A 23,547-nucleotide genomic window follows, 5' to 3' on the forward strand; every position below is an offset into this window, starting at 1 on the left:
GCCGAGGGCCGGGCGCCGGGCCTTCGGCCGGGTCTCAGGCGGGCTGGTGCTCGGGGCGGGACGGGGCGGGGGCGGCGGGCGTCCCGGCGGGGAGCGGGCCGCGGTCGCGGGTGGCGAGGATCACGCGGAGGGCGGCGATCCACATGAGGGCCGCGCCGAGCATGTGCATGATGACCAGGGGCGCGGGGACGCCGGTGAAGTACTGGACGTAGCCGATGAGGCCCTGGGCCAGCTCGATCGCGAACAGCTCCCGGACGCGGTGCTGCAGGGGCGCGGGGGCCTTGACCCGGTGCAGGGCGGCCAGCAGCACGATCGTCAGGGCGACGGTGACCCAGGCCAGGAGGCTGTGGACGCGGGTGACGTCCTCGATGTTGAAGCCGTAGCGGCGGGAGTCGGCGTCGCCGGCGTGCGGGCCGGTGCCGGTGACGACGGTGCCGGCGACCAGGACGGCGCCGGTGGCGGCGCACAGGGCCACGGCCAGCCACCGCAGCATGGGGCTCACCAGGGGGCGCGGCGGGGCGTCGCCCTCGCCGGCGCGGACCCACAGGGCCACGCAGAAGATCAGCAGGGCGGGCGAGACCAGGAAGTGCAGGGACACCGAGGTCGGGTGGAGCTTGGTGAGCACCACGATGCCGCCGATGATGGCCTGCGCGACCACGCTCAGCGGCTGGGCGGCGGCCAGCAGCAGCAGGTCGCGGCGGCGCGGGCGCAGGCGCAGGGCGGCGATGAAGACCAGCAGGCCCACGGCCAGCACCAGGAACGTGAGCATCCTGTTGCCGAACTCGATCGCCATGTTGACGGCCGCGTGCTCGGGGTGGGGCGTCGGGACGAGGCTGTCCCCCGTGCAGCGCGGCCACGTCGGGCAGCCCAGGCCGGACTCGGTGACGCGGACCGCGCCGCCGGTGCCGATGATGCCGGCGTTGCCGATCACGCCGAACAGGGCCAGCAACCGCAGCGAGGCGGGCGTGGGACGCCACACGGCGTCGCGCGCACGGGTCAGGGGATTTCCTACAGCCACGGCATTCATCGTATGGGCGGCCGGGCGAGGTGCTGACCCGACCCCCGTTCAGGCGCGCGGCGGCATGAATCCCGAGGGGTCTCCGGGGGCCCAGGGCGGGGCGTACGAGGGCGGGGTGCGCAGGAACGCCTGGCGGGCGACGGCCATGAGGCTCAGCAGCGAGTCGCGCCGGGTCTCGAACCAGCGGGGATCGGCCACGCCGCGTTCGGCGCGCTTGTGCAGCAGGGCGAGCTCGGTGGCCGCCAGCTGGTAGTCGCCCATGGCCCGGGCGGCGCCCGGGCCGCCCACGCCCCGGGCCCAGCGGCGGGCGGCGCGGCGGGAGTGCAGGCTGTGCAGCATCCGGATGTCGGCGGGGGTCACCAGCCCGGTCCCGGCGTACGCGGGCAGGTAGGTCTCGATCCTCCGGACGGTGGCGCGGCGCTCCAGCAGCACGATCACCACCAGCGCGACCAGGATGCAGAAGTCCAGGGCGTACACCACGCCCAGCCCGCCCAGCCCGAACGCGGTGGCGCCGTTCCACAGGCCGTGCAGGAGCATCGCGGCCAGCAGCCCCAGCAGCGGCGCCAGCACGCGGTGGGTGCGGTGCGTGGCCGCCCAGGCGACGCCGAGCCCGGTCATGGACGTGAACAGCGGATGGCTGAACGGGGCGATGATCCCGCGGAGGACGAAGATGGCCTGGAGGCCCTCCGCGCCGTTCTGGTCGAAGGCGCGCGCGTAGTAGGTGACGTTCTCCATCATGGCGAAGCCGAAGCCGACCATGGCCGCGTAGATGATGCCGTCGACGAAGCCGTCGATCTCGTTGCGGCGGAACCACAGCATCCCGAAGAGGACCGCGCCCTTGAGCAGTTCCTCGACCACCGGGGCGCCGAACGTGGCGCTGACGAAGTGGGCCTTGGCCTCGCCGAAGACCGGCACCGTGACGTAGAGCATGCCGAGGGTGTTGAAGACCAGCGCGCCCAGCACCGCCACGCCCGCGCCCCACATGAACGAGAACACCAGCATCCGGGGAGGCTCGGGCTCCAGCCGGTCCAGGGTGAGGACGAGCGACACCAGCAGCGGGATCGGCAGGATCGCCAGGACCAGCCCGGCCCAGAAGCCGGGGCCCCCGTCCAGCGCATACAGGCTCAGCGCCAGGAGGGCGCAGACCGACGAGATGGTCAGGCCGACGATCAGACCGACGGGCGGGCGCCCCGCGACACGCCCTTCGAGCACCGCTTTGGGATCAATGCGCGCCATCCAGTGAGCGTAACCGCCCGGTCGACGCAGGGCGACGCCCGGATCCCGGTTCCGCCCCTGCTCAGGCGCGGAACCGGACGCGGGCGTCAGGTGAAGAGCGGGTCGAGCGCCACCGCCGTGAACAGCAGGGCGAGGTAGACGTTGGAGAGGTGGAAGAACCGCATCGGGCGCAGGTGGACGCCGGTCACGCCGGCCATCACGGCGCGCAGCAGGCGGTGGCCCTCCAGCAGGAAGACGGCGCCGAGCACGACCGCCAGCGCCCCGTACACCGGGCTCATCCCGGCCACCGGCCACAGGACCAGCGAGCAGGCCACGGTGGCCCAGGTGTAGATCAGACTCTCCACGATGACTCGTCGCTCGGTGGCCACCACGGGCAGCATCGGCACCTTGGCGACGGCGTAGTCCTCGCGGTAGCGCATGGCCAGCGTCCAGGTGTGCGGCGGGGTCCACAGGAACACCACGCCGAACAGCACGAACGGGGTCCAGTCCAGGCCGCCGGTGACGGCGGCCCAGCCGATCAGGACGGGCATGCAGCCGGCGATGCCGCCCCACACGACGTTCTGCGACGTCCTCCGCTTGAGCAGCAGCGAGTAGACGAAGATGTAGAACAGGATCGCCGACAGCGACAGCAGCGCGGCGAGGGCGTTGACGGTGAGCAGGAACCCGGCCGTCGAGGCGGCGGCGAGCACGATCCCGAACACCAGCGCCTCGGTCGGCGTCACCTCGGCCCGGGCCAGCGGGCGGCGGCGGGTACGGCGCATCTTGGCGTCGATGTCGCGGTCGATGTAGCAGTTGATCGCGTTGGCGGCCCCGGCCGACAGCGTGCCGAACACCAGGGTGGCCAGCGCGGTGCCGAGCGGGGGGACGCCCCGGGCCGCCAGGAACATCACCGGCAGGGTGGTGATCAAGAGCAGTTCGATGACGCGCGGCTTGGTCAGCGCCACGTACGCGCGCAGGAGCGCGCCGAGCGGACGGCGGCGGGCCGGCGCCCGGTCCGCCTCCGCAGGAGGCAACAGGGGTGCCGCCGGCATCTCGTCGTCGAGCTCGACCGCGAGCTTGTTACTGAGCACCGTCACAATCGGGTCCACGTCCAACTAGGCAAGAGAAATCGCGTACCAGTTCGGCGGTGCCCCCGCGCGATTTGGCCGCACCTCGGATTGGCAGATCTGCTGCGGCCTCTGGTGTCCAACCGCGGAATCACTGTAGTCCGCCCACTCCGGAGGTCGAGCACCGGGGCACCGCCACGCGCCGCGGGTCGCCTGATCGCCGGGGTGGGCCGCGGTTCCCCCGGAGCTTCCCCCGGGCGGGTGGTTAGTGCCGGAACCCTTCGGGCAAGGGTCGTCAGTGACGTACGACCCCCCGTACCGGCCCGGTGGGCCGCCCGGCCCCCGCCGAGGCGGCGGACCGGCCGGAACCGGCAGGTGGGGTGCCCGGTGTCGGCGGCGGCCACCGGCTCGTTCGGTAGGCTCGGGAAGGGCAGGGCATGATCTTCACCGGGCCGCGCGCGGCGGCCGCCGGGCGGGGCGATCGGGGGCGCCGGCCGCCGCGGCACGAAACGCGCCGCGGCCGGGACCCCCGGGAAGACCCGCCGGGCGCGCCACGTTCGGGAAAGGTGGGCCGTGCCGCACTCCTGTCCGGTGCGCGGCGGCGTCCCGGAGGGCAGTGCGATACCAGCGAGACGGCGGCGCCGAGACGTTCGGTGCCGCCGGGTTCGACGATTCGGTTCGAGAGGAGCCTGGCGTTCCGTGAGTGGGGACATCAGCACGTTTGAATGGTCCGATCTGGACCGGCGGGCGGTGGACGTGGTCCGCGCCCTCGCCATGGACGCGGTGGAGGAAGCGGGCTCGGGCCACCCCGGTACGGCGATGAGCCTCGCGCCGGCCGCCTACCTGCTCTTCCAGAGGTTCCTTCGGCACGACCCGACGGATCCGACCTGGTCGGGCCGCGACCGGTTCGTGCTCTCGTGCGGGCATTCCAGCCTGACGCTCTACATCCAGCTGTACCTGTCGGGCTACCCGATGACGCTGGAGGACCTCAAGTCCCTGCGCAAGTGGGGCAGCCTCACTCCAGGGCACCCGGAGCACGGGCACACCGCGGGCGTGGAGACCACCACCGGCCCGCTGGGGCAGGGCCTCGCCAACGCCGTGGGCATGGCGATGGCGGCCCGCCGCGAGCGCGGCCTGTTCGACCCCGACACCGCCCCCGGCGAGTCCCCGTTCGACCACACCATCTGGGCGTTCTGCTCCGACGGTGACATCGAGGAGGGCATCAGCCACGAGGCGAGCGCGCTGGCCGGCCACCAGAAGCTGGGCAACCTGGTGGTGCTCTACGACGACAACCACATCTCCATCGAGGACGACACCGCGATCGCCCTGTCGGAGGACGTCCAGGCCCGCTACGCCGCCTACGGCTGGGACGTGCACCACGTCGACTGGACGGTGAACGGCGACTACGAGGAGAACGTCGGGGCGCTGGCCGCGGCGCTGGAGGCGGCCCGGGCCGACACCGAGCGGCCGTCGTTCATCGCGCTGCGCACGATCATCGGCTGGCCGGCCCCGAACAAGAAGAACACCGGCAAGATCCACGGTTCCGCGCTGGGCGCCGAGGAGGTCGCGGCCGCCAAGAAGGTGATGGGCCTCGACCCGGACGTGTCCTTCGACGTTCCCGAGGACGTCCTGGAGCACGCCCGGCAGGTCGTGGACCGGGGCCGCGCGCTGCACGCCGAGTGGGACAAGAAGTACCGGGCGTGGCGGGAGGCCCACGGGCAGCGCGCCGCGGAGTTCGACCGGATCTCGGCGCGCCGGCTGCCGGCCGGCTGGACCTCGGCGCTGCCGGAGTTCGAGGCGGGCAAGGACATCGCCACCCGGGCCGCCTCCGGGCAGATCCTGGCGGCGCTGGCCCCGGTCCTGCCGGAGCTGTGGGGCGGCTCGGCCGACCTGGCCGAGAGCAACAACACCACGATGAAGGGCGAGCCGTCGTTCATCCCCGAGGAGTTCCAGACCAAGGAGTTCCCCGGGCACCGGTACGGCCGCACGCTGCACTTCGGGGTGCGCGAGCACGCGATGGGCGCGATCTGCAACGGGATCGCGCTGCACGGCGGCACCCGCCCGTACGGCGGCACGTTCCTGATCTTCAGCGACTACATGCGTCCGGCGGTCCGGCTGGCGGCCCTGATGAAGCTGCCGGTGACGTTCGTGTGGACGCACGACTCCATCGGCCTGGGCGAGGACGGCCCGACGCACCAGCCGGTCGAGCACCTGTGGGCGCTGCGCGCGATCCCGGGGCTGGACGTGGTGCGGCCCGCCGACGCCAACGAGACGGTGGTGGCCTGGCGCACCATCCTGGAGCACACCGACCGTCCGGCGGGGCTGGCGCTGACCCGGCAGAAGCTGCCGACCTACGACCGGGGCGACGGCCTCGCCTCGGCGGAGGGCGTGGCCAAGGGCGGGTACGTGCTGGTGGACGCCGCCAACGGCCGTCCCGAGGTGATCCTGATCGCGACCGGCAGCGAGGTGGAGCTGGCGCTGGAGGCGCGCGCGACGCTGGAGGCGGAAGGCACCCCGACCCGGGTGGTCTCGATGCCGTGCGTGGAGTGGTTCGACGCGCAGGAGGACGCCTACAAGCAGCAGGTGCTGCCGCCGTCGGTGACCGCCCGCGTGTCGGTGGAGGCCGGGGTCGGGTTCGGCTGGCGCGGCTACGTCGGTGACGCCGGCGAGTCGGTGAGCCTGGAGCACTTCGGCGCCTCCGCGGACTACAGGACGCTGTTCCAGCAGTTCGGGCTCACCGCCGAACGGGTCGTGGCCGCCGCCCACGCCAGCCTGATCAAGGCCGGTGTGCACGGCGCGGGACGCGGCGAGACCACGGGGAACTGACCGCGCCGCCCCGTACGGCGACCCGGCCCGGGTCCCGTACGGGGCGCGCCGCCGGTCCGGCCCCTGTCACCAATCCGGTTGCCCGCTCGCAGCCGCCCCCCGCAACTCGACGAGGAGAAAGCGATGACCGAGAACCTGAGGAAGCTCTCCGACGAGGGCGTATCGATCTGGCTCGACGACATCAGCCGGGAACGGCTGCGGACGGGCAACCTGGAGCAGCTGGTCAAGGAGAGGCACGTGGTGGGGGTCACCTCCAACCCCACCATCTTCGCCAAGGCGCTGAGCAAGGGCTCGGCCTACGACGACCAGGTCCGTGACCTCGCGGTGCGCGGCGTGGACGTCGAGGAGGCCGTCCGCGCCATCACCACCTACGACATCCGCTGGGGCTGCGACGTGCTGCGTCCCGTCCACGACCGCACCGAGGGCCTGGACGGCCGGGTGTCGATCGAGGTCGACCCGCGGCTGGCGCGGGACCGCGAGCGGACCGTCGCCGAGGCCCGCGCCCTGTGGTGGATGGTGGACCGGCCCAACCTGTTCATCAAGATCCCGGCGACCGTGGAGGGGCTGCCGGCGATCAGCCAGGCGCTGTCGGAGGGCATCAGCGTGAACGTGACGCTGATCTTCTCGCTGGAGCGGTACGGGCAGGTCATCGACGCGTTCTTCGAGGGGCTGGAGCGGGCCCGGGAGAACGGCCGCGACCTGTCGAAGATCTCCTCCGTGGCCTCGTTCTTCGTGAGCCGCGTGGACACCGAGATCGACAAGCGGCTGGACAAGGTCGGTTCCGAGGAGGCGGCCGGGCTGCGGTCCAAGGCCGGCGTGGCCAACGCCCGCCTGGCCTACGCCCTCTACGAGGAGCGGACGGCCAGTGACCGCTGGAAGGCCCTCAAGGACGCCGGGGCCCGGCCCCAGCGTCCCCTGTGGGCGTCCACCGGCGTCAAGGACCCCGACCTGCCCGACACGCTGTACGTCGACCAGCTGATCGCGCCCGGCACGGTCAACACGATGCCGGAGGCGACCCTGGAGGCCACGGCCGACCACGGCGAGGTCCCGGGCGACACCGTGCGGGCGTCCTATGACCAGGCCCGCGCGCACATGAACGCGCTCAAGCAGGTCGGCGTGGACTACGACGACGTCGTCCGGGTCCTGGAGGACGAGGGCGTGCAGAAGTTCGAGACGTCCTGGAACGAGCTGCTGGACACCGTCGCGGGTGAGCTCCGTGACAAGGGCGGCGCCAAGGGGTCGGGCGCATGACCTCCGTGGTGACCGCCGGGGGGATTTCGGTCACCATGCGCGGCGCCGTCGTCGACCAGGGCGCGGCCGTCCTGGAGCGCCTGGTCTCCGACGGCGTCCCCGCGCGGCTGGCGTCGGGCGCGTCCGGGCTGTGGGGCCCGGACGCGGCGCCGGCGGCGGCGCGCGGGATGGGCTGGCTGGAGCTGCCCGGGCGTTCCCGCGCGCTGCCGGGCCGGCTGGCCGGGCTGGCGGGCGAGGCGCGCGGCGCCGGGCTCGACCGGGTGGTGCTGGCGGGGACGGGCGGCGGCGTGCTGGCGCCGGAGGTCATCACCCGTGCCGCGGGCGTCGAGCCGGTGCTGCTGGACGGCACCGACCCGCACCAGATCGGCTCGGTGATCGGCGACGCCCGGCTGTCCCGCACGCTGCTGGTCGTGACGGCGGGGCCGGACGGGATCCCGGCGGAGACCGACGCGCACCTGCGGATCTTCGAGGACGCCTTCCGGCGGGCCGGGATCACCGGTGCCGGCCTGCGGCGCCGCTTCCTGGTCGTCGCTCCGGAGGGCTCGCCGGCGGCGGCGCTGGCCGCGGAGGCGGGCTACCGGCTCGTCCCGGCCGAGCCCGACGTCCCGCCGCGCTTCGGCGCGCTCGGCGCGTACGGCCTGGTGCCGAGCACGCTGGCGGGCGCGGACGTGGGTCGGCTGCTGGAGGAGGCGGCCGCGCTGGCGCCGACGCTGGGCCAGCCCTACGACAACCCGGCGCTCGCCCTGGGCGCCGCGCTGGGCGCCTCGGCGCAGGCGGGGCGCGGCAAGCTGGTCATCGCCGGGCACGGTGCGGGCCTCGCGGGCTTCGGCGACTGGCTGGAGCACCTGGTCTCCGAGTCGACGGGCAAGGACGGCAAGGGCCTGCTGCCGGTGGTGGTGGAGGGCGTGGACGCCCCCGGCTACGCGCCGGCCGCCGACACGTGCCGCGTGCTGCTGGACGACGGCCACGGCGAGCCGGGGCGGGGCCGCGACGCCGACGTGACCGTCACCGGCCCGCTGGGCGCGCAGTTCCTGCTCTGGGAGTACGCGACGGCGGTGGCCTGCCGGGTGATCGGGGTCGATCCGTTCTCCCGGCCCGACGCCGCGGAGTCCGACGACAACGCCGCCGCGCTGCTGCGGGCCGAGGAGGGCGCCTCCCCCACGGTGGTCGGCAGGCCCGCGCTGGTGTCGGGCGCCGTGGAGGTGCACGGTCCCGAGAAGCTGCTGAAGGGGACGCGGACGCTGACGTCGGCCCTGGAGGCGATCGTGGCGGCGGTGCCCGAGCGGGGCTACCTCGCCGTGTCCGCCTATCTGGACCGCTGGGGCGATCCGGACGCGGGCGGGCTGCGGTCGCTGCTGGCCGACCGGGCCGCCGGGGGCCGCAGGCGTGCGGTGCCGGTGACGTTCGGCTGGGGGTCGCGGGCCCTGCGCTCCACCGGCCAGTACCACAAGGGCGGGCCGGGGAACGGGGCGTTCCTGCAGCTCACCGGGGAGGTCGTGGCGGACGTCCCGGTGCCCGGACGGCCGTACACGCTCGGGCACCTGCAGCTCGCGCAGGCGTTCGGCGACCTGCGGGTGCTGCGCTCGCGCGGGTGCCCTGCGGTGCGGCTGCACCTGCGCGACCGGGTCGACGGGCTCGCCCAGCTGACGAAGGCGCTCACCTCCTGACCGTGGCGGGCGGACCGAGGGCGCCGGCGGAACGGACGCGCGGGCACTCGGCAGGCGGGTGAAAAGGGGGCGAATCAGGCGATGGAGCGGTCCGGCCCGCACGGAACCCCCGTTCCGGAAGCGGAAGATCGCGGAGAAGGTCGCGGACGCCCGTTCACTCCTGGAACGATAGGGACCGGGAGGAACGGTGTCCGGATTCGACGTACTGACGCGCGGTGAGGTGCTCGACACGGCGCTGCAGGCACGCGACTACCTCGTGAGCTGCGGTGTCCCCGGCGCCCTCGCCGCCAAGGACCCCCGCCTGTGGGGGCGGCGCACGGTGGACCACAGCCGGCTGGGCTGGCTGGACCTGCCGGAGGCCTCCCGCGGGCTGCTCAAGCAGATCGAGGGGCTGATCTCCGAGGTCCGTTACACGGGCCTCGACCACATCGTGCTGATCGGGCTGGGCGCGGAGAGCCTGGCCGCCGAGGCGATCATGGACGCGCGGGGCGGTGACGAGCCCGGCGGCGCCCTCGCGGCCGGGGACGCGTCCGGCACCCGGGGCGGTCCCGGCGGCGGCCGGCTGACCGTGCTGGACGGCGGCGACACCGCCGCGCTCGGGTTCGCCCTGGAACGCCTGGACCGGACGCTGGTCGTGCTGTCCAGCAAGTCGGGGGTTTCGCTGGAGGGCGACGCCTACCGCCGGATCTTCTCCGAGGCGTTCCGCCGCCACGGGCTGTCCGAACGCGAGATCGCCGGCCGTTTCCTGGTCATCACCGACCACGGCAGCCCGCTGCACGACTTCGCCCGGCAGAGCGGGTACCGGATCGGCCTGACCGATCCCCACCTGCCCGGCCACTTCAGCGCGCTGTCGGCGTACGGGCTGGTGCCCGCGGTGCTGGCGGGCGCCGACGCGCACGGGCTGCTGGACGAGGCCGCGGCGCTCACGCCGCTGCTGGCCGACGGCGAGGAGAACCCCGGGCTGCTGCTCGGCGCCATCCTCGGCGGGTGCGCGCAGCAGGGCGTGCGCGGCGCCCCGCGCGACAAGCTGGTGCTGCGCGAGAACGGCGGGTCCGGGGCGCTGTCGGGCTGGATCGGACACCTGCTGTCGGTGGGCACCGGCAAGCGCGGGCGGGGCGTGCTGACGTTCGACCCGCCCGGCAGCCCCGGCGAGCTCCCCGACGCGCACGAGGTGGCGATCAACCCTCGGTCGCCGCAGGGCGAGGCCGACACCGCGCTGTGGGCGCCGCTGGGCGCCCAGTTCCTGCTCTGGGAGTACGCGGCGGCGGTGGCCGGCTGGCTGCTGGGCGTGAACCCGTTCGAGCCCGGCGGGACGGTGGTGCAGGAGGCCGAGGACGACGCCGTGACCATGCTGCGCGCGGCGGGCGAGGGCCCGCTGGGCGGCGAGCGGCCCGACTTCGTCGACGACGACGTCGAGGTCTACGCCGACCTGGCCTGGCCGGGCGGTTCGGCCGCCGCGGCGGGCGTGGCCGACCTGCCGTCGGTGCTGGACGCGCTGCTGGGCAGCGTGGCGGGGGACGGCTACCTGTCGATCGTGACCTACCTGTCCGGTGACTTCTCCGGCCGCTACCTGGCCCCCGCCCTGGCCCGGCGCACGGGCCGGCCGGTGTCGTACGGGCCGGGCCCGGGCTACCTGCACTCGACCGGGTCGGTGCACAAGGACGGGCCGGGCACCGGCGCGTTCCTCATCGTCAGCGGCGATCCCCCGGCCGGCGACCCGCTCGCCGACCATCCGGTGCCGGGCCGCCCCTACAGCCTGGGCCGGATGCGGCTGGCCCGCGCCGTCGCCGAGGCTCGGGCGCTGCGCCAGCGCGGCCTGCCGGTCGTGCGGCTGCACCTGCGCGACCCCGTGGCGGGCGCGGGGCGGCTCACCGAGGCGGTGCGCGTGGCGGCCAGGGCGTGACCGGGGCGTGACCGCGTACACCTCGGTCGTCTCGGGTGAGACGACCATCACCGCCCGTGGTCCGGTCCGGGCCGCCGCCGAGCGGACGCTGGGACGGCTGTGGATCGACCGGATCCCGGTCCGGCTGGCCTCGGAGGACCCGGCGCTGTGGCCCTCGTCCACGCAGGCCGCGCGGGAGGGGCGGACGCTGTGCTGGCCGGCGCAGCCGGGCACGTCCCGCGCGCTGCTGGAGCGGATCGGCGAGCTGCGCGCCGCCGCGGAGGAGGACGGCCTGACCGAGGTGGCGCTGCTCGGCCGGGGCACCCCGGCGCGCGCCGCCGAGCTCATCGTCCGGTACTTCGGCACGCCCTCCCCCGAGGCGGACGCCGCCGAGCCGGGCGCCGCCGAGGAGCCGGGTGCCGCCGAGCCGGAGCGGGCCTCCCGGCCGGGCGGCCCGGCGCTGACCGTGCTGGACGGCCTGGAGGCGGGCCCGCCGCTGCGCATCGGCCGTGACCGTGAGCGGCTGCGCCGGACGCTGGTGGTGGTCACCGGGTACGACCCGGTCACCGACACGCTGCGGCGGATCTTCGTGCGGATGTTCGGCGAGCTGGGCCTGGCCCCGGAGGAGATCGCACGGCGGTTCGTGGTGGTGGCGCCGCCGGGCGGTCTGCCGGCCAAGAAGGCGGCCGACGCGGGGCACCCCCTGATCGAGGCGCCGGAGCCGACCGCGTTCGGCGCGCTGTCGCCGTACGCGCTGGTCCCGGCCGGGCTCGCCGGAGCGGACGTGGCGGCGCTCCTGGAGGAGGCGACGGCGGTGCTGCCCTCGCTCACGCGGCCGGAGAACAACCCGGGCCTGGTGCTGGGCGCCATCCTGGGCGGGGCGGTCCGGGACGGCCGCGAGACGGTGGTGCTGGGCGGCTACCCCGCGATGGCGGCCGGGACGCCCGGGCCCGGCCTGGCCGACTGGGCCGCGCCGCTGCTGGCCGAGGCGACCGGCGGCCGACTGCTGCCGCTGGTCCAGAACGGCGGCCGGCCGGTCGTCCCCGCCGACGACCTGTTCCTGGTGACGGTGGGGGGACGGCCGCGCCAGGACGACGCCACGTTCTCCGGGCCTCCGGCGGCCCAGTTCGTGGTGTGGGAGTACGCCGCGGCCGTGACCGCCTACCTGCTGGGCGTCGACCCGCTGCGGCCGCCGGATCCCGACCCGGGCGAGGCGGCTCCGGAGCCCGCCGTGTTCGTCGACGGCGATCCCGGGCAGGCCGTCGAGGTGCACACCTCCGATCCCGGGTTCGCCGAGGCGCCCGACCTGCCCGCCGTGCTGGAGGCGGTGGTGCGGCGGGCGGCGGCCGAGGGGCACCTGGCCATCGTCGCCCATCTGGACCCCGATCCCGTGGGCGGGCAGGGCGCGCTGGTCGGCAGGCTCGCCGCGGTGCTGGCCGCGCGCTGCGCCCGCCCGGTGACGGTGGACTGGGGGCGGCGGCGCCCGGCCACCGGGAATGACCGGCGGGAGAAGGGCGTATACCTCATGATGACCGGGAACGCCGACCAGGACGTGCCGATCGAGGGCCGCTACCACTGGCTGAGCCTGCTGCAGGTCGCGCGGGCGCTCGGAGAGGTCCGGGCGGCGGCGCGCGAGGGCGGGCGGCCCGTGGTGCGCCTGCATCTGCGGGACCGCCGGGCGGGTCTCGCCCGGCTGCTGGAGTCGGCTCGGGGAGGGGCATGAGGCCGGCGGCGCGGGCCGCGGACGCCGCCCCCGGGCGCGGGGACCGCACGGAGAACCGGTAGAACGTGACCCGGTAGGACTTGATAAGAGCGGTATGACTCAGAAGACCGGTATGACACAGAGGCGTTGGACACAGGCCGCCACGGGACGGAACGTGCGGCACAGCACGTCGCCGAGCGTGCGGCAGACCAGGACGACACGGCGGACCGGAACGGTCCATGGCGCCGTGCGAGAAGAGGGGGCCCTCACGTGACCAAGACACCCAACCCGCTCCGGGATCCCCGGGACAAGCGGTTGCCTCGGGTGGCGGGGCCGTGTGTGCTGGTGCTGTTCGGGGTCACCGGCGACCTCTCGCGCAAGAAGCTCCTCCCGGCCATCTACGACCTGGCCAACCGGGGGCTGCTGCCGCCGGGCTTCTCGCTGGTGGGTTTCGCCCGCCGCGACTGGGACCACCAGGACTTCCGGCAGATCGCCTACGAGTCGGTCAAGGAGCACGCGCGGACGCCGTTCCGCGAGGACGTCTGGACGCACCTGTCGGAGGGCATGCACTTCGTCCCCGGCGAGTTCAGCGATCCGGGCGCGTTCGACGCGCTGGCGATGGCGGTCAAGGAGCTGGACGAGAGCCGGGGCACCGGCGGCAACTACGCGTTCTACCTGTCCATCCCGCCGAAGTTCTTCCCGCAGGTGGTCGAGCAGCTGCAGCGCAGCGGCCTGGCCGACGCCGCCGACGAGGCCCCGGAGCGGCGGGACGGCGACGGCGGCTCCAGGCCCTGGCGCCGCGTGGTGGTGGAGAAGCCGTTCGGGCACGACCTGCAGAGCGCCAAGGAGCTCAACGACACCGTGCACCGGGTCTTCCCCGAGGAGTCGATCTTCCGGATCGACCACTACCTCGGCAAGGAGACCGTGCAGAACATCCTGGCGCTGCGGTTCGCCAACACGATGTTCGAGCCGATCTGGAACCGCTCGTACGTCGACCACGTGCAGATCACCATGGCCGAGGACATCGGGATCGGCGGCCGGGCCGGCTACTACGACGGGATCGGCGCCGCCCGCGACGTCATCCAGAACCACCTGCTGCAGCTGCTGGCGCTGACCGCCATGGAGGAGCCGACCTCCTTCAGCGCCGAGGCGGTCCGTGAGGAGAAGGCCAAGATCCTCTCGTCGGTGCGGGTGCCGGGGCCGCTGGACCTGTGCACCGCGCGCGGCCAGTACGCGGCGGGCTGGCAGGGCGGTGTGAAGGTCAACGGCTACCTGGAGGAGGACGGCATCCCCCGTGACTCCAGGACCGAGACCTACGCGGCGGTGAAGCTGCAGATCGACAGCCGGCGCTGGGCGGGCGTGCCGTTCTACCTGCGCACCGGCAAGCGGCTCAGCCGCCGGGTGACCGAGGTGGCGCTGGTGTTCCAGCAGGCGCCGCACCAGCCGTTCTCCCAGACCGACACCGAGGAGCTGGGGTCGAACGCGCTGGTGATGCGGGTCCAGCCGGACGAGGGCATCACGGTGCGGTTCGGCTCCAAGGTGCCCGGCACCTCGATGGAGATCCGTGACGTCAACATGGACTTCGCCTACGGGGAGTCGTTCACCGAGTCCTCGCCCGAAGCCTACGAGCGGCTGCTGATCGACGTGCTGATCGGCGATCCGCCGCTGTTCCCTCGGCAGGAGGAGGTCGAGCTGTCCTGGAAGATCCTCGACCCGATCGAGGAGCACTGGGCGGAGCGGGGCGAGCTCGACCAGTACAAGTCCGGCGGCTACGGCCCCGACAGCGCCGACGAGCTGATGGCGCGCGACGGGCGCGCATGGAGGCGACTCTAGAGATGAACATCGATCTCACCAACACCACCACGCGCCGGATCCAGGAGGCGCTGACCCAGGCCCGGCACCTCATGGGCGGGCCCGCCGTGGGCATGGTGCTGACCCTGATCATCGTGACCGACGAGTCGGCCCAGTACGACGCCGTCCGCGCGGCGACCGAGGCGGCCCGGGAGCACCCCTGCCGGGTGCTGACGGTGATCTCCCGCGACTCGCGTGGCAGTTCTTCGCGGCTGGACGCCGAGATCCGGATCGGCGAGACCGGGCCGGGCGAGACCGTGCTGCTGCGCATGTACGGCCCGCTGGCGCTGCACGCCGACTCGGTGGTGGTGCCGCTGCTCATGCCCGACACCCCGGTGGTGACGTGGTGGCCGGGCGGCAAGGTGCCCGCGGCGCCGGGCGAGGACCCGCTGGGCCGGCTGGCCCAGCGGCGGGTCACCGACGCCTACGCCGCCCGCGACCGGCTGGGCACGCTGGCCCGGCTCGCGGAGGGCTACCGTCCCGGTGACACCGACTTCGCCTGGACGCGGCTCACCTCGTGGCGGTCGCTGCTGGCCGCCGCGCTGGACCAGGACCACGACCGGATCACCTCCGGCGAGATCGCGGCCGAGCCGGACAGCCCGAGCGCCGAGCTGCTGGCCGCCTGGCTGTCGACGCGGCTGGGCGTCCCGGTGCGCCGGGTGGTCTCCGACGGCCCGGGCATCACCGGCGCGCGGCTGACCACGACCGCGGGCGACATCACGGTGACGCGGCCCGACGGGCGGGTGGCGACGCTGTCGCGTCCCGACCAGCCGGACCGGCAGGTGTCGCTGGTGCGGCGGCCGATGGCCGAGCTGCTCGCCGAGGAGCTGCGGCGGCTGGACCCCGACGAGGTCTACCAGGAGTCCGCCCAGCGCTTCGCCAAGGACCTGGCGGCGGCCGGCAAGGCCGAAGCCGAAGCCGAAGCCGGAGCCGAGGCCGAGGCCGGGGCCGGGGAGCAGGCCGCCCAGGCGGAGGCTCCGGCCGAGGACGCTCCGGAGAAGGACGCGGGGCCGAAGGCGTCCGCGAACGCCCGGACGGCGAAGGGGAAGCGCAAGTGAGTCCCCCTGCCGTCCTGGTGCACCGCGACCAGGACCTGCTGGCCAAGGCCGCCGCGGCGCGGCTGGTGACCCGCATCGTGGACGTGCAGGCGGCGCGCGGCTCCGCCTCGATCGTCCTGACCGGCGGCGGTGTGGGCACCGCGGTGCTGGCCGAGCTGGCGGCGACCGGCGCGCGCGACGCGATCGACTGGCGGAAGCTGGACATCTGGTGGGGGGACGAGCGGTTCCTGCCGTCCGGCGACGCCGAGCGCAACGAGACCGGCGCCCGCGCGGCCCTGCTCGACCATGTCGGCGTGGACCCCGCGCGGCTGCATCCGATGCCCTCCACCGACGGCCCCGACGGGGCGGACCCGGAGGCGGCGGCCCACCGCTACGCCGCCGCGCTGCGCGCCGCGTCCCGGCCCGAGGACCACGGGCCGGTCCCCTCGTTCGACATCCTGATGCTGGGCGTCGGACCGGACGCGCACGTGGCGTCGCTGTTCCCGGAGATGCCCGCACTGTACGACGAGCGGCCGGTGGTGGCGGTACGGGGGGCGCCCAAGCCGCCGCCGACCCGGATATCGCTGACGCTCCCGTCCATCCGGGCGGCCCGGGAGGTGTGGCTGCTGGCGGCGGGCGAGTCCAAGTCGACGGCGGTCCGCCTGGGGCTGTCCGGCGCCGGCCCGGTGCAGGTGCCCGTGGCCGGGGCGCGCGGGCGGCAGCGCACGCTGTTCCTGCTCGACCGGGCGGCGGCGGCGCAGCTGCCGCCGGGCATCGAGCGCATCGCCTCGCCCTGACGGCACGATCCTCACGTTCGCGGCCCCCCGCGCGCATACTCTGGCGCGCGGGGGAATGCCCTTGTCGAGCGTTGAGGAGGTTTCGAGGTGCTCAAGGGTCGGCCGGTCACGGCGAGCACCGCGATGACGTGCGCGGTGGTGGTTCTGGCAGCCGGATGCTCGTCCGGCGGGGGCAAGGGCGGTGGGCCGGGCGGCGGGGACGGACCCGCGGGCACGGTCGCGATCTCGCCGGCGAACGGTGCCCGCGAGGTGGCCCCCGACCAGCCGGTGACGGTGAAGGCCGAGAAGGGCGGCAGGCTCACCGCCGTCACCGTCGCCGACGCCAGGGGCCGCGAGGCCGAGGGCAGGCTCGCCGGCGACGGCCTGTCCTGGCGTACCACCTGGGGCCTGCGCCCGGCGACGACGTACACCGTCACCGCGCGGGGCACCGCCGGCGGCAAGCCCCTCACCTCCTCGTCCACGTTCACCACCCTGGCACCGGCGCGGAAGCTGGAGAGCGGCATGGCGCCGCTGGAGGGCGAGCGCGTCGGGGTCGGCATGCCGATCCAGCTGCTCCTCACCCGGCCGGTCACCACCCGGCAGGGCAAGGCCGCCGTGGAACGCGCGCTCGAGGTGCGCATGTCCAAGCCGGTGGAGGGGGCCTGGCACTGGATCAGCGACAAGGAGCTCGACTTCCGGCCCCGCGACTACTGGCCCGTGGGGCAGAAGGTCCAGGTCGTCGCGCATCTGGCCGGGGTGCGGGCGGGCGAGGGCCTGTGGGGCGTGAAGGACCGGGTGCTCAACTTCACCGTCGGGCCGCGCCACGTCACCACGATCGACGCCGGGTCGTACCGGGCCACCGTCACCGACGGGGGCCGTACCGTCCGGACGATGAAGGTCAGCCTGGGCAAGCCCGGCGACGACAGCTACACCGGCGTGATGATCGCGCAGGAGAAGCGGGCCGCCATGGTCATGGACTCGGCCACCACCGGCAACCCGGGCGAGTACCGGACCCCGACCAAGTGGAACGTCCGGATGACCTACAGCGGGACGTTCATCCACTCGGCCCCCTGGTCGGCGGGGTCGCAGGGCAACGCCAACGTCAGCCACGGCTGCGTGAACGCCTCACCCTCCGACGCCAAGTGGTTCTACGACTTCACCAACCGGGGCGACATCATCGAGGTCAAGGGGACCACGCGCAAGCTGCGCTTCGGCAACGGCCCGACGCCGTGGGCCAAGTCGTGGGAGGACTGGGTCAAGGGCAGCGCGCTGGGCAAACCGGTGCAGGGCGTCACCCTCGGCTGAGGCGGCGTACCGCGGAGGGGCCGGCACCGGAGCCGGGCTACCAAAGTCGGTCGGGCACCGACCTGTGGAGGCTGCCGGGACGGCGGGGCATGGATAGCCTGGCCCGGTGAATCTCCGCGGGTCGCTGCGCCGGCTGGTGCGCGACGTGGGCGTCCTGGCGTTCGCCGTGGCGGTCGGCGCGCTCACGCTGACGGGCGCGCAGGAGACCTACCCCTACCCCCAGGACCTCTTCCTGGCCAGGGACCTGCTGATCGGCGCGGCGGCCTGCCTGGTGCTGGTGGTGTTCCGGCGGCGCCACCCGGTCCGGGTCGCCCTGGTCCTGACGCTCGGCACCCTCTTCGCCTCCTCGTCCTGGGGCGCGGCGGCGATGGCCGTGTTCACCGTGGCGGTGCACTGCGCGTGGCCGGCGACCGCCGCCGTCACGGGGCTCAACGCCACGATCATCACCTTCACCTTCACGCAGATCGACGGCATGACCCGGCAGGAACGGACCGAGGCGATCACGGTCTTCCTGCTCGGGTACGCGGTGCTGGTGGTGACCGGGCTGCTGGTCCGGTCGCGGCGGCAGCTGATCGACTCGCTGCGGGAACGGGCCCGGCAGGCCGAGGAGGGGCAGCGGCTGCGGATCGAGGAGGCCCGGCATCTGGAGCGCGAGCGGATCGCCCGGGAGATGCACGACGTGCTCGCGCACCGGATCTCTCTGCTGGCGGTGCACGCGGGCGCGCTGGAGTTCCACGCGGACGCGCCCGCCGAGCAGCGGGAGGCCGCCGGGATCATCCGGCGGAGCGCCTACGAGGCCATGGAGGACCTGCGCGAGGTGATCGGCATGCTGCGCGCCGTCCCGGGCCGGCCGGACGCCGCGGACGGCGGACCGGTGCCGGAGGGCGCCGCGGCGGGCCGGGGCGACGCCGAGCGGCCGCAGCCGGCGCTGACCGACCTGCCCGCGCTCATCGAGGAGTCCCGGCGGGCGGGCGCGCACGTCACACTGCAGGATCGCGTCCCGGAGCCGGGCGCGGTGCCGCCCCGGATCGGGCGGCACGCCTACCGGATCGTGCAGGAGGGGCTGACCAACGCCCGCAAGCACGCGCCCGGCGCGCGGGTGCGCGTCACCGTCGAGATCGCCGATTCGGGGGACCTGGCCATCGAGGTCGCCAACCCGCTGCCGCCCGGCCCGGCCTTCGACCCGCTGCCCGGCGCGGGCGCGGGCCTGCTGGGCCTGCGGGAGCGCGTGGACATGCTCGGCGGGACGCTGGAGCACGGCCCCACCCTCGACGGTCGTTTCCGCCTCCGCGCCCGCCTGCCCCGCCCCGAGTGACCCGCCCCGAGCCCGCCGCGGCCCGCCCGTGATCGCGGCGGGAGCCCTGGAAGGGCCGCGAACTCATAGGGTGGCGGGATGGACTCCCCCATCCGCGTCCTCATCGTGGACGACGACGCCCTGGTGCGCGCGGGCCTGACCATGATGCTGGCGAGCGCCGACGATCTGGAGGTCGTGGCGGACGTCGCCGACGGCGCCGAGGTGGTGCCCGCGGTCAACGAGCACCGTCCCGACGTGGTGCTGATGGACATCCGGATGCCGCGGCTGGACGGGCTGGCCGCCACCGAGCGGCTGCGCGCCCGCCGCGAGCCGCCCGAGATCATCATTCTCACCACGTTCGACACCGACGACCACATCCTGCGCGCGATGCGGGCGGGCGCGAGCGGTTTCCTGCTCAAGCACACCCCGCCGCCGGAGATCGTGCACGCGATCCGCCAGGTGGCCGCGGGCGAGCCGATGATCTCCCCCGCGGTGCTGCGCCGGATGATGTCCTACGTCGCCGGAGCGGGCGTCGATCCGCGCCGCGAGCGGGCGCGGGAGCTGCTGGGGCGGCTCAGCGAGGGCGAGCGGGCGGTGGCCACGCTGGTGGGCCGGGGCAGGACCAACGGCGAGATCGGCAAGGAGCTGTCGCTGAGCGTCGCGACGGTCAAGGCGTACGTGTCGCGGCTGCTGACCAAGCTGGAGCTCAACAACCGCGTCCAGGTGGCCCTGCTCGTCCATGACGCGGGCGGCGGGGAGGACTGACGCGCCGATCGGCGCGCGCGGCACCGACTTCGGTCGGTGCCGTCTCGACCTTCGGCCGACGCGCCGCCCCGGGCCCGCCCGGCAGGCTGGGGGAATGATCGAAGTTGAAGGCCTGACCAAACGCTACGGCGAGGCCCTGGCGGTCGACGCCGTGTCGTTCCGCTGCGAGCCCGGCACGGTCACGGGCTTCCTCGGCCCGAACGGCGCGGGCAAGTCGACCACCATGCGGATGATCTGCGGGCTGACCCGGCCCAGCGCGGGCCACGCGACCGTCCGGGGCGTCCCGTACGCCCGGATCGCCAATCCCGGCCGCCACGTCGGTGTGCTGCTGGACGCCGCGGCGCAGCATCCCGGCCGTACGGGCAAGGAGACCCTGGGGCTGACCGCGCACGTGCTCGGGGTGCCGCAGTCCCGGGCGACCGAGATGCTGGAACGGGTGGGGCTTCCGCCGAAGGCGGCCCGCCGGCGGGTGGGCGGCTACTCCCTGGGCATGCGCCAACGGCTGGGGATCGCGCAGGCGCTGATCGGGGACCCGGGCGTGCTGATCCTGGACGAGCCCGCCAACGGCCTGGACCCGGAGGGCATCTACTGGATGCGGACGCTGCTGCGCGAGTTCGCCGACCGGGGCGGGACGGTGCTGCTGTCCTCCCACCTGCTGCGCGAGGTGGAGGCGGTCGCCGACCGCTTCGTGGTCATCGCGGGCGGCCGGATCGCCGCGCAGGGCTCCAAGGAGGAGCTGCTGGCCGCGCCGGGCGGCGGGGTCCTGGTCCGCGGGCTGGACGCCGCCGCGCTGCAGGGCGCGCTGGCCGCCGCGGGCCTGGCCGCCCGGCCCGAGGGCGAGGGGGCCTTCGTGGTGGACGCGCCGGCCGAGGCGGTGGGGCGTGCCGCCGCCGCGGCCGGGGTCGTCCTGCTGGAGCTTCGCCAGGTCAGCGGGGGCGGGCTGGAGGAGCTGTTCCTGACCCTGACGGCCGAGGCCGCGCGCGCCCCGGACCCCCTGCGGGCTCCGCCCGTCCCCGAACCGGCTTCCACGGAGGTGGCCCGATGACCGCGACCCTGTCCGGGCCCCCGGCCACCGCCCTGACCGAGCCGCCCCGGCCGCCGCTGCCGCGGCTGACCGCCGTCGAGCTGCGCAAGATGATCGACACCCGGGCGGGACGCTGGATGCTGATCCTCATCGCCCTGTCGGCGGTGGTGCTGATGCCGGTCATCATCTTCACGGTGCCGGCGCGGCAACAGACGTTGCTGGAGATGGTGGTCGCCTCCCAGGCGGGGGTGTCGCTGCTGCTGCCCATCCTGGGCATCCTGTCGGTGACGAGCGAATGGTCGCAGCGGACGGCGCTGACCACGTTCGCGCTGGTCCCCGACCGGCGCCGGGTGCTGGCCGCCAAGCTGCTGGCCGGCGCGACGCTGGCGACGGCGTTCCTGGCGATCGGGCTGGCCACCGGCGCCGCGGCCCGCGGCGTGGGCGGCCTGCTGGGCCGGTCGGAGGGGGCCTGGTCGCTGCCGCCCGGGCAGCTCGGCGCGCTCCTAGTGTACTCGCTGGCCCTGACGTTCATCGGGGTGGCGTTCGGGCTGGTCCTGATGAACCCGGCGCTGTCCATCGTGCTGTTCTTCCTCCTGCCGATCCTCCTCACGATGCTCAGCGAGATGATCAAGAAGCTGCGCGGGGCGGCCGGCTGGCTGGACCCCAACCGGACGCTGGAGGCCCTCAACCAGCCGGGGATGACCGGCGACGAGTGGTCCCGGGTCGGCGTGACCCTCGCGGTCTGGCTGGTGCTGCCCCTGGTCATCGGCGTGTTCCGGCTTTCCCGCCGCGAGGTGAAGTAAGCGGGACGTTCTTCAGCAGGAGCGCGGCCACCAGCCCTGCGGCCAGCAGGGGCAGCGCGGTGAGGAACAGCACCGAGAACGCCTGCGCGCAGGCTTCGGCGACGCCCGCGCGGACCTCGTCCGGGAGGGTGCTCAGGAGCTCGGGCCGCACCGCGCCGTCGTTGGCGGGGACGGCGCCGGCGGGGACGCGCCCGGCGAGCTCTTCGGCGAAACGGCTCGCCAGCACGCCGCCGAAGACCGCCATCCCCGCGGCGGTCCCGACCATCCGCGCCGCGAACACTCCGGAGCTCGCGGCGCCGACGTCCCGGGGCGGCGCCGCGTTCTGCGCGATCAGGACGACGACCTGCTGGGAGAGACCGGCACCGAACCCCAGCACCGCCATGTACAGCCCGGCGGTGACGGGCCCGGTGCCGGTCGTCATCGTCGCGAGCAGTGCGACGCCCAGCCCGCTGATCGCCATGCTCGCCGCGGGGAGCCGGTGGTAGCGGCCGGTCGCGGCGACGCGCCGCCCGGCCGCCAGCGAGGCGACCAGCAGCCCCATCATCATCGGCAGCAGGAGCAGCCCCGAGTGGGCGGCGTCCGCTCCCCTGACCATCTGGAAGAACATCGGCAGGTACATGGCCAGGCCGAAGCCGGTGGCGCCGCCGACGAGGGCCACGACGCAGGCCACGGCGTACGACCGGTCGCGGAAGAGGCGCGGCGGGATGACCGGCTCCGCGGCCCGCCGTTCGGCCAGGACCCACAGCGGGACGAGGCCCGCCACGGCCGCGCCCAGCCCGAGGATGACCGGGTCCGTCCAGGCGTACCGGGTGCCCGCCCAGCTCGTGAGGAGCGTGAAGCAGGTGACCGCCGCCCCCAGCAGCACGATGCCCGGGTAGTCGATGCGCGGCTTCGCCTCCGGCCGGGGCAGCCGCAGGAACAGCAGCACGGCGGTCAGCGTGACGGCGCCGAGCGGCAGGTTGACGTAGAAGACCCAGCGCCAGGAGGCGTGGTCGGTGAGGAAGCCGCCGATGACCGGGCCGGCCAGGCTGGAGACCGCGAAGTTGATCGCCGAGTAGCTCTGGTACCTGGCGCGTTCGCGGGGCTCGAACAGGTCGGCGCTGAGCGCGAACATCGAGGCCATCAGGCAGCCCGCGCCGGCGCCCTGCACCACCCGGAACGCGATCAGCCAGTCCATCGAGGGCGCGGCGCCGCAGGCGGCCGATCCGGCCAGGAAGGCCAGCAGCCCCGCCAGGAAGACCGGCCGGCGGCCGAACAGGTCCCCCAGCCGTCCCGACAGCGGGACGGTCACGCACGTGGCCAGGGCGTAGGCGGTCGACACCCAGGCGATCCGGTCGAGCCCGCCCAGCTCGCCGACGATGGTGGGCAGCGCCGTCCCGAGGATCGTGGCGTCCAGGGACGACATCAGCCCGGCCAGCATCAGCCCGCCGAACACCAGCCGCCGGTCCCGTCCGCTCATCTCCCCCGCACCCCGCACGGCGGTCGCCGTCATGCGCACACCTCCAAATAGATGCTAAAAGCATGTAGATGCTAAACGCATGTAGATGAGAGACGCAACCGCCTGGCTAGACTGGGCGGATGGCGAAGGCGGACGACCCGGCCCCCCTGGACGCCGTGGAGCGCGGCATGGTGCGGCTGCGCCGCAGCATGGCCCGGCAGCGGCTGGGCAAGGCCGTGATCAGGGAGCACAACCTGCCGGTCGACCTGCAGATTCTGCACGTCACCGACATCATCGACGAGGGTCCCGACGACCCCGACCAGGAGATGAGCGTCGGCCTGGTCGCCTCCCGCCTCGGCGTGGACGCCTCGCGCGGCAGCCGGATCGTCGCCGAGGCCGTCAAGGCGGGCTACGTCCGCCGGGTCGCCTCCCAGGAGGACGGCCGCCGGATCCAGCTGGAGCTCACCGACGCCGGCCGGGAGATCGTCGAGGCCGCCCGCCGGACCCGTCGCGACTTCATCGCCTCCGCGATGCGCGACTGGACCGAGGACGAGCGCCGCGAGTTCGCCCGGCTCCTGGCCCGCTTCACCGGTTCCGCCGACGGCTGAGCCGTCCTTTGGCACACT

At 74.3% G+C, this 23,547-nt stretch carries 17 protein-coding genes and 1 pseudogene; 14 read left to right on the plus strand and 4 right to left on the minus strand.

All coding sequences use genetic code 11. From position 1 onward, the window contains the following. Window positions 1-34: 34 nt before the first annotated feature. The 3 genes from IW256_RS21105 to IW256_RS21115 form a co-directional block, all read right to left on the minus strand. Complete coding sequence (locus IW256_RS21105) at window positions 35-1,027, minus strand: COX15/CtaA family protein (RefSeq protein WP_197012629.1); 993 nt, start codon at window positions 1,025-1,027, stop codon at window positions 35-37. Between the two features lie 39 nt (window positions 1,028-1,066). Beyond that, entirely contained in the window at window positions 1,067-2,254 is a 1,188-nt protein-coding gene (locus tag IW256_RS21110; protein WP_197012630.1) for a PrsW family intramembrane metalloprotease, read from the minus strand. Between the two features lie 86 nt (window positions 2,255-2,340). Next, window positions 2,341-3,285, minus strand: a complete 945-nt coding sequence (locus tag IW256_RS21115; RefSeq protein WP_197016446.1) for a heme o synthase — start codon at window positions 3,283-3,285, stop codon at window positions 2,341-2,343. A 789-nt stretch (window positions 3,286-4,074) separates the two neighbouring features. Between IW256_RS21115 and tkt the strand changes: the two genes are divergently transcribed. From tkt to IW256_RS21180, 13 genes and pseudogenes are all read left to right on the plus strand, one after another. Next, a complete protein-coding gene (tkt, locus tag IW256_RS21120) occupies window positions 4,075-6,126 on the plus strand; it encodes a transketolase (RefSeq protein WP_231405012.1) in 2,052 nt (683 codons plus the stop codon). 123 nt (window positions 6,127-6,249) lie between these two features. Next, the gene (gene tal / locus IW256_RS21125) at window positions 6,250-7,377 is read left to right on the plus strand and encodes a transaldolase (protein WP_197012632.1); all 1,128 of its coding nucleotides are present in this window, start codon (window positions 6,250-6,252) and stop codon (window positions 7,375-7,377) included. Then, window positions 7,374-9,044, plus strand: a complete 1,671-nt coding sequence (locus tag IW256_RS21130) for a glucose-6-phosphate isomerase (RefSeq protein WP_197012633.1) — start codon at window positions 7,374-7,376, stop codon at window positions 9,042-9,044. Before tal ends, IW256_RS21130 begins: the two co-directional genes overlap by 4 nt. A gap of 187 nt (window positions 9,045-9,231) precedes the next feature. Then, the gene (locus IW256_RS21135) at window positions 9,232-10,947 is read left to right on the plus strand and encodes a phosphoheptose isomerase (protein ID WP_197012634.1); all 1,716 of its coding nucleotides are present in this window, start codon (window positions 9,232-9,234) and stop codon (window positions 10,945-10,947) included. Window positions 10,948-10,954: 7 nt separating this feature from the next. After that, entirely contained in the window at window positions 10,955-12,649 is a 1,695-nt protein-coding gene (locus IW256_RS21140) for a hypothetical protein (RefSeq protein WP_197012635.1), read from the plus strand. A 249-nt stretch (window positions 12,650-12,898) separates the two neighbouring features. After that, complete coding sequence (gene zwf, locus IW256_RS21145; protein WP_197012636.1) at window positions 12,899-14,461, plus strand: glucose-6-phosphate dehydrogenase; 1,563 nt, start codon at window positions 12,899-12,901, stop codon at window positions 14,459-14,461. Window positions 14,462-14,463: 2 nt separating this feature from the next. Continuing rightward, window positions 14,464-15,381 (plus strand): annotated as a pseudogene (locus IW256_RS21150) (glucose-6-phosphate dehydrogenase assembly protein OpcA); the annotation flags it as partial. Between the two features lie 152 nt (window positions 15,382-15,533). Next, entirely contained in the window at window positions 15,534-16,313 is a 780-nt protein-coding gene (gene pgl, locus IW256_RS21155; RefSeq protein WP_197012638.1) for a 6-phosphogluconolactonase, read from the plus strand. A gap of 87 nt (window positions 16,314-16,400) precedes the next feature. Next, window positions 16,401-17,597 (plus strand): L,D-transpeptidase, encoded by a 1,197-nt coding sequence (locus IW256_RS21160; protein ID WP_307828985.1) that lies wholly within the window; start codon window positions 16,401-16,403, stop codon window positions 17,595-17,597. A gap of 106 nt (window positions 17,598-17,703) precedes the next feature. Next, entirely contained in the window at window positions 17,704-18,912 is a 1,209-nt protein-coding gene (locus IW256_RS41305; RefSeq protein WP_197012639.1) for a sensor histidine kinase, read from the plus strand. Between the two features lie 78 nt (window positions 18,913-18,990). After that, complete coding sequence (locus IW256_RS21170; RefSeq protein WP_197012640.1) at window positions 18,991-19,656, plus strand: response regulator transcription factor; 666 nt, start codon at window positions 18,991-18,993, stop codon at window positions 19,654-19,656. Window positions 19,657-19,750: 94 nt separating this feature from the next. Next, entirely contained in the window at window positions 19,751-20,701 is a 951-nt protein-coding gene (locus IW256_RS21175) for an ABC transporter ATP-binding protein (RefSeq protein WP_197012641.1), read from the plus strand. After that, entirely contained in the window at window positions 20,698-21,483 is a 786-nt protein-coding gene (locus IW256_RS21180; RefSeq protein WP_197012642.1) for an ABC-2 transporter permease, read from the plus strand. Before IW256_RS21175 ends, IW256_RS21180 begins: the two co-directional genes overlap by 4 nt. Here the strand turns inward: IW256_RS21180 and IW256_RS21185 are convergent. Further along, window positions 21,443-22,975 (minus strand): MDR family MFS transporter, encoded by a 1,533-nt coding sequence (locus IW256_RS21185; RefSeq protein WP_197012643.1) that lies wholly within the window; start codon window positions 22,973-22,975, stop codon window positions 21,443-21,445. The two genes, IW256_RS21180 and IW256_RS21185, sit on opposite strands and share 41 nt — an antisense overlap. 86 nt (window positions 22,976-23,061) lie before the next feature. Here IW256_RS21185 and IW256_RS21190 point away from each other — a divergent pair, with 86 nt between their 5' ends. Further along, the gene (locus tag IW256_RS21190; RefSeq protein WP_197012644.1) at window positions 23,062-23,529 is read left to right on the plus strand and encodes a MarR family winged helix-turn-helix transcriptional regulator; all 468 of its coding nucleotides are present in this window, start codon (window positions 23,062-23,064) and stop codon (window positions 23,527-23,529) included. Window positions 23,530-23,547: the final 18 nt, after the last annotated feature.

The organism is Actinomadura viridis, from assembly GCF_015751755.1.
GTDB lineage: Bacteria > Actinomycetota > Actinomycetes > Streptosporangiales > Streptosporangiaceae > Spirillospora > Spirillospora viridis.